The sequence below is a fragment of the Nonomuraea sp. NPDC049784 genome (genome assembly GCF_040659615.1).
Taxonomy (GTDB): Bacteria; Actinomycetota; Actinomycetes; order Streptosporangiales; family Streptosporangiaceae; genus Nonomuraea.
In genome coordinates this window covers 1-9,733 of sequence record NZ_JBFAMX010000386.1, presented here as the reverse complement: position 1 = coordinate 9,733, position 9,733 = coordinate 1, and the positions used below count along the sequence as shown (strand labels likewise).

The 9,733-nt window shown below is 71.6% G+C and carries 2 protein-coding genes and 1 pseudogene; all 3 read right to left on the bottom strand.

Going from position 1 to position 9,733, the window contains the following annotated elements; genetic code table 11:
• A partial coding sequence (locus AB0J09_RS44180; RefSeq protein WP_360705138.1) for a condensation domain-containing protein occupies window positions 1–4,504 on the bottom strand: 4,504 nt, incomplete at its 3' end.
• Window positions 4,501–9,216 (bottom strand): amino acid adenylation domain-containing protein, encoded by a 4,716-nt coding sequence (locus AB0J09_RS44175; protein ID WP_360705135.1) that lies wholly within the window; start codon window positions 9,214–9,216, stop codon window positions 4,501–4,503. The genes AB0J09_RS44175 and AB0J09_RS44180, both read right to left, overlap by 4 nt.
• Before the next feature lie 285 nt (window positions 9,217–9,501).
• Window positions 9,502–9,733 (bottom strand): annotated as a pseudogene (locus AB0J09_RS44170) (MFS transporter); the annotation flags it as partial.

Below are 9,733 nucleotides of genomic sequence, written 5' to 3'. Positions count from 1 at the left end.
GCTCGCCCCGCAGGTCCAGCGCCGTGGCCACGACGTACGCGGCCGAGCCGTGCACCTGGTCGATGAACCACATGCGCCGCTGGATGAACGAGACGGGAGCCGGCCCGGGCTCCTCGACGACCGGGATCACTTCGCGGGCGCCCGCCGGCGCGATGGCCGGGATCACCTCCCGAGCCCCCGCCGACGCGACGAGCGTCCGCTGGCCGCCCAGCGTGGGGTGGTCGAAGACCGCCTCGATGGGCAGCCCGAGGCGGGAGGCGAGCTGGGTGGCCACGAGGGAGTCGCCGCCCAGGCTGAAGAAGTCGTCCTGCGGGCCGGCGGGCGCGATGCCGAGCACGTCCTGCCAGGCGGCGGCGACCACGTCGAGCTCCTGGACCGCCCGCGCCTCCGCCACCGGTGCCGCCGCGACCTCGAAGCGACGCGTCCGTGGCCCGATCCAGTAGCGGCGCCGATCGAACGGATAAGTGGGCAGCGGCACCCGCCTGCCCGATGGGCCGAACGCCGTCCAGTCGACGTCAGCCCCGCTCACCCACAACCGCCCGACGCCCTCCAGCAGGGCGGCCTGTCCGCTCTCCGGCTCGGCGAACGGGGCGACCGTCGCCTGGCCTCCCTGGCGGCGTACCAGGGTGGCCAGCGTACGGCCCGGCCCCACTTCCACCACCGAGGCGTCGGCCGCCACCAGGGCGCGGGCGCAGTCGGCGAACCGCACGGTTTCCCGCAGGTGGCGCACCCAGTAGGCGGGGTCCTTGGTCTCGGCGCCGGACACCCAGCCACCCGTGACGTTGGAGAGGTACGGCAGGCCGGGATTGTCTAGCTGCACCGAGGCGACCTCGGCGGCGAAGGCGTCGAGCACCGGATCCAGCATGGCGGAGTGGAAGGCGTGGGAGGTGCGCAGCGCGCGACAGGCGACGCCCTGCCGCGCCAGCCGCTGCTCCAGCTCGGCGATGGCCTGCTCCGGGCCGGCCAGGACGCACAGCTCGGGAGTGTTGACCGCCGCGAGTGAGACGTCCTCGCCGAGCAGGTCACCCACCTCGGACTCGGGCAGCGGCACGGCCAGCATCGAACCAGGGGGCAGGCTCTGCACCAGGCGGCCGCGCGCGGCGACCAGGCGCAGGGCGTCCTCCAGGGTGAAGACCCCGGCCAGGCAGGCGGCGACGTACTCGCCGATGCTGTGCCCGGCCATCATCGCAGGCCGGACGCCGCGCTCGATCAGCGTGCGGGCGAGCGCGTACTCGGTGACGAAGAGCGCGGGCTGGGTGAGCCAGGTCTGGTCGAGATCGCCGGCCTCTCCGTACAGGGCCTGGCGCAGGTCCAGGCCGAGGTACGGCTCGAGGATGCCGGAGCAGGCGTCGACGGCGGCGCGGAAGGTGCTCTCCGACCGGTACAGGCCCACGCCCATCCCCCGGCGTTGCGAGCCCTGGCCGGGGAAGATGAAGGCGACCTCGCGCGGGTGTGACTCGCCTGTGATGGGCTCGGCGTCCAGTGCCGACTGGTGGTCCTCGGCGACCAGGATGCCGCGGTGCCGCAGCTGGCGGCGGCCGAGCCGGAGGGTGGCGGCGACGTCGCCCAGGTCCGTGTCCGGACGCGCGCGCAGGTGGGCGCGGAGCCGAGTGGCCGCTTCCGCCAGCGCCGAGTCGCCGGCGGCCGACAGGATGAGCAGGTGGGGGCCGGTCGCCGGTGAGGCAGGGGCTTGTACGGGTGCTTCCTCCAGCACAACGTGGGCGTTGGTGCCACCCATCCCGAAGGCGCTGACCCCCGCCCTGCGCGGTCCCGGTCCCTGCGGCCATTCCGCGCCGGCGGTGGGCACGTAGAACGGGCTGAAGTCGATGCGCGGGTTGGGCGTCGCGAAGTTGACCGTGGGCGGCAGCGTGCGGTGCTTGAGCGCCAGCACGGTCTTGATCAGCCCGGCCATCCCGGCGGCGGCGTCGGCGTGGCCGATGTTGGACTTGACCGAGCCCAGCGCGATCCGCCGCTCCCCGGTGAAGACCTGGGAGAGCGCCGCGACCTCGATGGGATCGCCGAGTGCGGTGCCCGTACCGTGCGCCTCGATGTAGTCGATCGTGCCGGGGTCGACGCCGGCCGTGGCCAGCGCCGCGGTGATGACCTCGGCCTGGCCGTCCACGGCCGGCGCGGCGTAGCCGACCTTCCTGGTGCCGTCGTTGTTGACCGCGGAGCCTCGTACGACGGCGTGGATGGTGTCGCCCGCGGCGACGGCGTCCTCCAGTCGCTTGAGCACGACGACGCCGACGCCGGCGGCGCCGATCGTGCCCTGGGCCTCCGCGTCGAAGGGACGGCAGTGGCCATCCGGCGAGCCGATGCCGCCGCTCTGGTAGAGGTAGCCTCGGCGGGTCCAGGCGTTGACCCGTACCGCTCCGGCCAGCGCGATGTCGCAGTCGCCCGCGATCAGGCTCTGCCTGGCCAGGTGGAGCGCGACCAGCGAGGTGGAGCAGGCGGTGTTGACGCTGATGCTCGGCCCGCGCAGGTCGAGCTTGTAGGAAGTGCGGGTGGGCAGGGAGTCCTTGTCGTTGCTGAGCATGACCTGGTACTCGCCCACCGCTTTGAGCACGTCGGGTGCGGCCAGCAGGTTCTCGATGAAGTAACTGCTCATCGCCGAACCGGCGAAGACGCCGATCTGCCCCGGGTGGCGGGCGGGGTCGCAGCCCGCGTCCTCCAGCGCCTCCCAGGCGGTCTCCAGGAACAGGCGCTGCTGCGGGTCGAGGATCTCGGCCTCGCGCGGGGTGAACTCGAACAGCGTGGCGTCGAACAGGTCGATGCCTTCCAGCACCGTCCCTGACCTGACGTAGGCGGGGTCTGCCAGCCGGTCGGGGTCCTCGCCGTCGGCGAGCAGCTCCTCGTCGGTGAAGTCCTGGACGGCTTCCACGCCGTCGCGGATCGCCGCCCAGAACTCCTCCGGCCCCGTGGCGCCGGGGAAGCGGCAGGCCATGCCGACGATGGCGAGCGCGCCGCCGGCGGGCGCGGTGGCCACGACCGCCTCCGGCTCCGGCTCGCCGGGGTTCAGGTAGGCCGTCAGCGAGGCGATCGTCGGGTACCTGAACAGGTCGGTGACGGTCAGGCTGAACCGCTTGCGCAGTCGCTCGTGCACCTGCAGGACCAGCAGCGAGTGGCCGCCCACCTCGAAGAAGTTGCTGTCGGGGCCGAAGGAGTCGGTGCCCAGCGCCTCGCGCCAGGCCCGGGTGATGAGCTGGGTGATCTCGCGGCGCGGCAGCTCCCCGGGCGCCTCGTCCCCACCCATGGCTTGGGCCAGCACCTGCTGGAGCTCGGCCACCAGGCTGCGGATCGTTCCCGCGTGGAACAGGTCCGTGTTGTACTCCACGAGCCCGTCCAGAGTCTCCCGGACGCCCACGGTCAGGTCGAACTTGGCCGTGCGCTCGGGGATCTCCACGGGGGTGACCGTGAGGCCGGCCAGTTCCAATGTCGCCGTGGCCTCGGGCAGCATGTTGAACATCGTCTGGAACACCGGGCTGCGGTCCAGGCGGCGTTCCGGGTTGAGCTCCTCCACCAGCCGCTCGAAGGGCATCCCCTGGTGGTCGTGGGCGTCGAGCACCGCCTCCTTGACCCGCTCGACCACCTCGGCGAACGACGGCTCGCCCGACAGGTCGGCGCGAATGGCCAGCGTGTTGGTGAAGAACCCGATCAGGCCCTCGTACTCGATCCTGTCCCGGTTGGCGATGGGCGTGCCCACCACCAGGTCCGGCCGCCCGGAGCGCCGGGAGAGCACCACCAGGTAGGCCGCGAACAGCACCATGTACGGTGTGGCGCCCAGGCTCCGGCAGTACGCCTTGAACTCCTCGCGTGGGAGGTCGAGGGCGAAGGGCAGCTCGGCGCCCGCGTACGTCTGGACGGCCGGTCGAGGCAGGTCCGTCGGCAGCTCGGTGAACGGCGGTGCGCCCGCCAGCGTCTCGCGCCAGTAGTGCAGCTCCCGGCTGTGGTCCTTCTCCCGCTGCCAGATCGCGTAGTCGGGGTACTGCCGGGACAACGCCGGCGGTTCCTCGCCGTTGTAGAGCGCACTCAGCTCCCGGCGCAGCACATCCAGCGACCAGGCGTCGGCGACGATGTGGTGGAGCGTGAGGTGCAGGACGTGCTGCTCCGCACCTTCGCGCACCAGGTGTGCGCGGATGAGCGGGCCGGTGGTCAGGTCCATCGGCGTGCCGTCCTCGGCGTCCGCCAGGTCGACCGTGAGCGAGTCGGCCACGATCTGGTACGGACCGTCCTCGTCCATGGCGAACGTGGTGCGCAGGCTCTCATGCCTGGCCACCAGGGCGTTCAGCGCGCGGTGCAGCGCTTCGCGGTCGAGCGGGCCCTCGATGCGGAAGGCGAGCGGTATGAGGTAGTGCGCGGCGCCCGGAGCCATCTTGTCCAGATACCAGGCGCGAAGCTGGGTGAAGGACATCGGCAGCCGGTCGGGCCTGGGCCGCTCGGCCTGCTGCTGCTTCTTCTTGCGTAACGCTTCCAGGAGCTGGCGCTGCTGGGCTGACAGGCTCATTGGTTACCCTCCATCGACCGCAGCAGGGCCTCGGCCTCTTCGTCTGAATACGCGGCGACCATGAGATAGAGCTCGGCGGCCGCCTCCACGTCCGGCGACGTGAGCTGCGCGCCGAGCTCGGCGACGGTCGGGTGGGCGAAGAGCGTCCGCAGCGGCACCTGCACGTCCAGCGCCTCGCGCAACCGGGAGGCGATCTGCGTCGCGTTGAGCGAGTGACCACCCAGCTCGAAGAGGTTGTCGTGCCGCCCGACCTGCCCGCCCAGGACCTCCTGCCAGATGGCGGCGATGGCCTGCTCCACCGGGGTGGCCGGAGCCGTGACGGTCCGCACGCTCTGGCCCGGGTCCGGCAGGGCGTGCCGGTCCACCTTGCCCGAAGGGTTCACCGGCAAGGACTCCAGCGCGACGAACGCGCTCGGCACCATGTACTCGGGCAGCCGCTCGGCCAGATGGGCACGCAGCTGCTCCGGGGCCCAGTGGTGGGCACCGTCGGCGACCACATAGGCCACCAACCTGTCCTCCCTGGCCATGACGAACGCCTCACGCACGGCGGGATGCCCGGTCAGCACCGCGGCGATCTCGCCGGGCTCCACCCGGTAACCACGGATCTTGACCTGGTCGTCCGCGCGGCCCAGGAACTCGATCTCGCCCGCCTCGTTGCGGCGGGCCAGATCTCCGGTCCGGTAGAGCCTGCGCCCGTCCCGCCAGGTGATGAAGCGTTCCTGCGTCAGCTCGGGCTGGCCGTGGTAGCCCCTGGCCAGGCAGGCACCGCCGAGGTGCAGCTCACCGGGGACGCCGTCGGGGGCCTCGTGGCCCATGCGGTTCAGGATCAGCGCCTGGATGCCCGTGACCGGCTTGCCGATGGGCGGCAGGCGCGGCCAGTTCTCCGGAGGGCCGGTGAGCGTGTGGGCGATGTCGATGATCGCACCTTCGGTGGGCCCGTACTGGTTGTGGAGCGTCATCCACGGCCGGATGAACCGCTCGAGCTGCGGGGTGACCTGGAGCTGCTCCCCCGCGGTGATCACCTCACGCAGTGTGGCGGACGGCTCGATCCCGGCGCCGGCCAGCGACTGCAGCGCCACGAAGGGCAGGAAGATCCGCTCCACCCGGGTCCGGGCGATGTGGTCGAGCAGCGCGGCCGGGTCGCGCCGTACCTCGTCGCTGACCATGACGAGCGTCCCGCCGTACGCCCAGGTGCTGAAGATCTCCTGAACCGAGACGTCGAAGCCGAGCGCGGTGAACTGCAGGCTCCGGTACGTACCGCTGTGCCAGGCCATGAGGTTGGCGACCGGGCGGTGCGGCATCGCCACGCCCTTGGGCTGGCCGGTCGAGCCCGAGGTGAACAGGATGTAGGCCAGGTTGTCCGCCGTGACGCCGCTGTCCGGCCGGTGTTCCGGCCGGCCGTCGAGGTCGGTGTCGACGTGGACGGGCCGCTCGTGCGGCAGGCTGCCGGCCAGCGCCTGGTGCGTCACCAGGACCGGGGTGTCGACCCGGCCGAGCACCTGGGTGAGGCGTCCCTTGGGGTAGGAGGGGTCGAGCGGCACGTAGGCGCCGCCCGACTTCAGGATCCCCAGCAGCGCCACGGGCAGGTCGAGCGAGCGCCGCACATGCAGCGCGACCGGCACCTCCGGGCCCACCCCCAGCCCTCGCAGCAGGTGAGCCAGCCGGTTGGCCCGCCGGTCGAGTTCGGCGTAGGTGAGGGTGGCGCCGTCGAACTCGACGGCGACCGCGTCGGGCGTTCTGTCGGCCTGCTGTTCGAAGAGCCGGTGCAGGCACTGGTCGGGACCGCCACCGGCGGGCTCGTGCTCCTGGGCGAGCAGCGCGGAGATCGGCTCCGCCGGGTCGGCCGCCACCTGCTCCAGGACGCGCACGTAGTGGCTCAGCAGGCGCTCAGCGGTAGCGCGCTCGAACAGGTCGGTGGCGAACTCCAGGCTCAGCTCCTGCCCTTCGGCGTAGATCACCAGGTCGGCCTTGGCGCCGCCGTTCTCCACCTCCTCGAGCATCCGTAAGGTCACCCCACCGGCCCGCTTGGCGTCCGGCGGCTCCTGCATCGCGAACATCACGTCGAAGGGTGGCCGACCGTCGGGACAGAGCTCCCGCACGATCTCCTCGAGCGGCACGTCCGTGGGCGTGGCCAGGACCGTCGCCCGCACCTGTGACAGCAGGCGCTCGAAGGAGGGGTCGCCCGCCAGGCCGGTCCTGATCGGCAGCGTCTCCACGAAGAAGCCGATCGCGGAGTCCGCGCCCGGCGCCTCCCTGCCGGAGAACGGCACGCCCGTCACGATGTCGTCCTGGCCGCTGTAGCGGTGCAGCAGTGCCTGGAAGGCCGCGAACAGCACCATGAACGGTGTGGCCTGAGCGCGCCTGCCCAGCGACTCCAACTCGGCGAGCAGCCCGTCCGGCAGCGTGACCCGGACCCGGGAGCCGCGACGGAGCGGCCCCGTCGATCCCGGGCCGTCGGCGGGCAGCCCCAACCGCTCGGGCGGCGCCTCCAGGGCCTTCCTCCAGTACGGCAGGCCGTCAAGGCCCTGCTTGCGTTCGTACGGCCCGTCCGGCCGAGGCAGGCGCTCCCCCGCGTAGAGCCGCGCCAACTCGTCCAGGAAGACCCCGGCCGACCAGCCGTCGAAGGCGATGTGGTGGACGTTCACCAGCAGCCGGTGCCGGTCGTCGGCGAGCCGGAGCAGCAGCGCCCGCAGCACGGGACCGCTCCGCAGGTCGAAGGGGTCACGGGCGGCGTGCTTCGCCAGCGCTTCCGCTCCCCGCGGGGTGGCGTCCATGACCTTCATCCGCACGGGCTCCGCCGGCATGACCACGGGCACCGGCTCGCCGTCGTGCTCCTCGTAGCGGGTACGCAGGGGCAGATGCCTGCGGACAATCTCGTTGATCGCGTTCTCCAGGCGGCCGGTGTCGAGTGGACCGTCCAGGGCGAACAGGATGGGCACGTTGTACTGCGCGCCGGGCGCCATCTGGTCGATGAACCAGAGCCGGCGCTGTGCGGGCGTGAGCCCGCCCTCAACCGGGGGTGTGCGCCCGGCCGCGACCGGGTTCGGCGCCGCCGCCTCTGGCAGGCCGTCGATCACGCGGGCGAGCGCGGCGAGCGTGGGATGTTCGAAGAGCATCCGGGGCTCGACCGGCTTGCCCAGCCTTTCGCAGGCACGGGCGGCGATGCGCATCGCCAGCAGCGACTGGCCTCCCAGCGCCAGGAAGTCGTCGTCGGCGCCGATCGGCCCGGCCTCGAGGACGTCCTGCCAGATCTCGGCGAGCAGCACCTCGGTGGAGGTGCCGGGCGGCGTGATGGAGCGGGGCACACGGACCGGGTCGGGCAGAGCGGCACGATCCACCTTGCCGTTACTGGTCAGCGGGAGCTCGTCCAGGAAGACCCAGGCGGTGGGGATCATGTAGTCGGGCAGGAACCTGCGAAGGTGGGCGCGCAGCTCCTGCCCGGTCGCCGTGCCCACGATGTAGGCGACCAGTTCGTGGCCGCGGATGGCGGTGGTGGCGGCCCGGACCCGCTGGTGACGGCCGAGCACGGTCTCGATCTCGCCGAGCTCCACCCGGTTGCCGCGGATCTTGACCTGGTCGTCCTCGCGGCCCAGGAACTCGATCTGGCCGGCCTGGTTGCGGCGGGCCAGATCTCCGGTGCGGTAGAGGAGCCGCCCGTCCTGGTCGCGGACGAAGCGCTCAGCCGTGAGGTCGGGCCGGTCGAGGTAGCCCAGGCCGACGCACACACCGCCGAGGTAGATCTCGCCCTCCTCGACCGGCCGCATCGCCTCGTCCAGGAGATGGACGGTGACGCCGGGCAGCGGCGAACCGAGCGCGGGCGGGCGGCTCTGGCCGTCGTGGACCGGCACCTCGCCTGCGATCGCGTTGACGGCGCATTCCGCCGGGCCGTACAGGTTGATCAGCCGGAAGGGCAGCTCGGGTCTCGGGTAGGTGGTGAGCCGGTCGCCGCCGGTGCTCAGCGTCGCCAGCCTGGTCTGCTCCGGCCAGGCCAGGCCGAGCAGGCCCTCGGCGATGGGAGTGGGCGCGTAGCAGGTGGTCAGCTCCTGATCCACGATCCAGTCGCGCAACGCGGGCAGCGAGCGCCTGGTCCGTTCGCTGGGGATGACCATCGTGGTGCCCGCGGTCAGGTACATCCAGATCTCCCAGACCGACGGGTCGAAGTTGGGGCTGGTGAGCAGCGGGGCACGGCCGCCCAGCCCGAAGGTCTCGTGCGACCACCTGATCAGGTTGGTCAGCGCGCGGTGGGGGACGAGCACGCCCTTAGGGGTCCCCGTCGAGCCGGAGGTGTGGATGACATAGGCGAGATCGTCGGGCTTGACGTCGGGCGAGGGTAACGCCTCCGCCTCGGCGAGCGTGTCGATCACCGGGATGCCATCGGGGACCAGGGATCTCCACTCCGGTGCCGTGACCACGGCCGCGGCTCCCGCCAGCATGGCGTGGACGCGCTCCGCAGGCGTGGCCGGGTCGATCGGCGCGAAAGCGACGCCCGCCTTCATCGCGCCGAGCTGGCCCGCGACCAGCCGGATGGAGCGGTCCGAGAGCACGGCCACCCAGCGCTGCTCGGTCATCGTGAAAGGACGTAACTGAGCGGCGATGCCGTTCGCCAGGCGGTCTAACTCGCGGTAAGTGAGGTGTTCGTGACCGGCCGAAACCGCGACCCTTTCGGGGGTCGCAAACAGCTGCTCCTGGTAAAGCTGCAGAACAGATGCCATGGATGCCGCATCTGACGTCATTGTCACGCCTGCCGATTGTTGAGTTTTACGGGCCCTTTTGGGCGCACCGCGGAAAAGGATGACCTTGTCACCAGATCCATGTCAACTCTCGAACGATCACGCTGCCAGGGCATACCAGGCCGGCCCACAACCCCTCTACAGAGCCGCCATAGAGGGGGGTCTCCAGACGGTTTCCGCCTTGCCCGCGGGAGGCGCGCCACCGAAGTCGACCCCCGCGTACCGCGACATGACGGAACGGGGGGCCGAGCTCGGCCGCAGCTGACGCTAGTGCTGGGGAAGTGCGGAACGATCGGCCTCCGTCGACTCGCCGGCGCCTCCGGCCTGCGGCTCCGAGGGAGCCTTCGGCGACCGCAGCACGGTCGCCGCGATGAGGAAGCCGGCAACGAGGAGCCCTGTCGCCACATCGAACGACAGATGGTAGCCGCCGGTCAGCGCCGCGGGGACGCTCTTGTGGTCGGCGAGCAGGCTCTGCGTGCGCGAACTCGCCAGCGTGGCC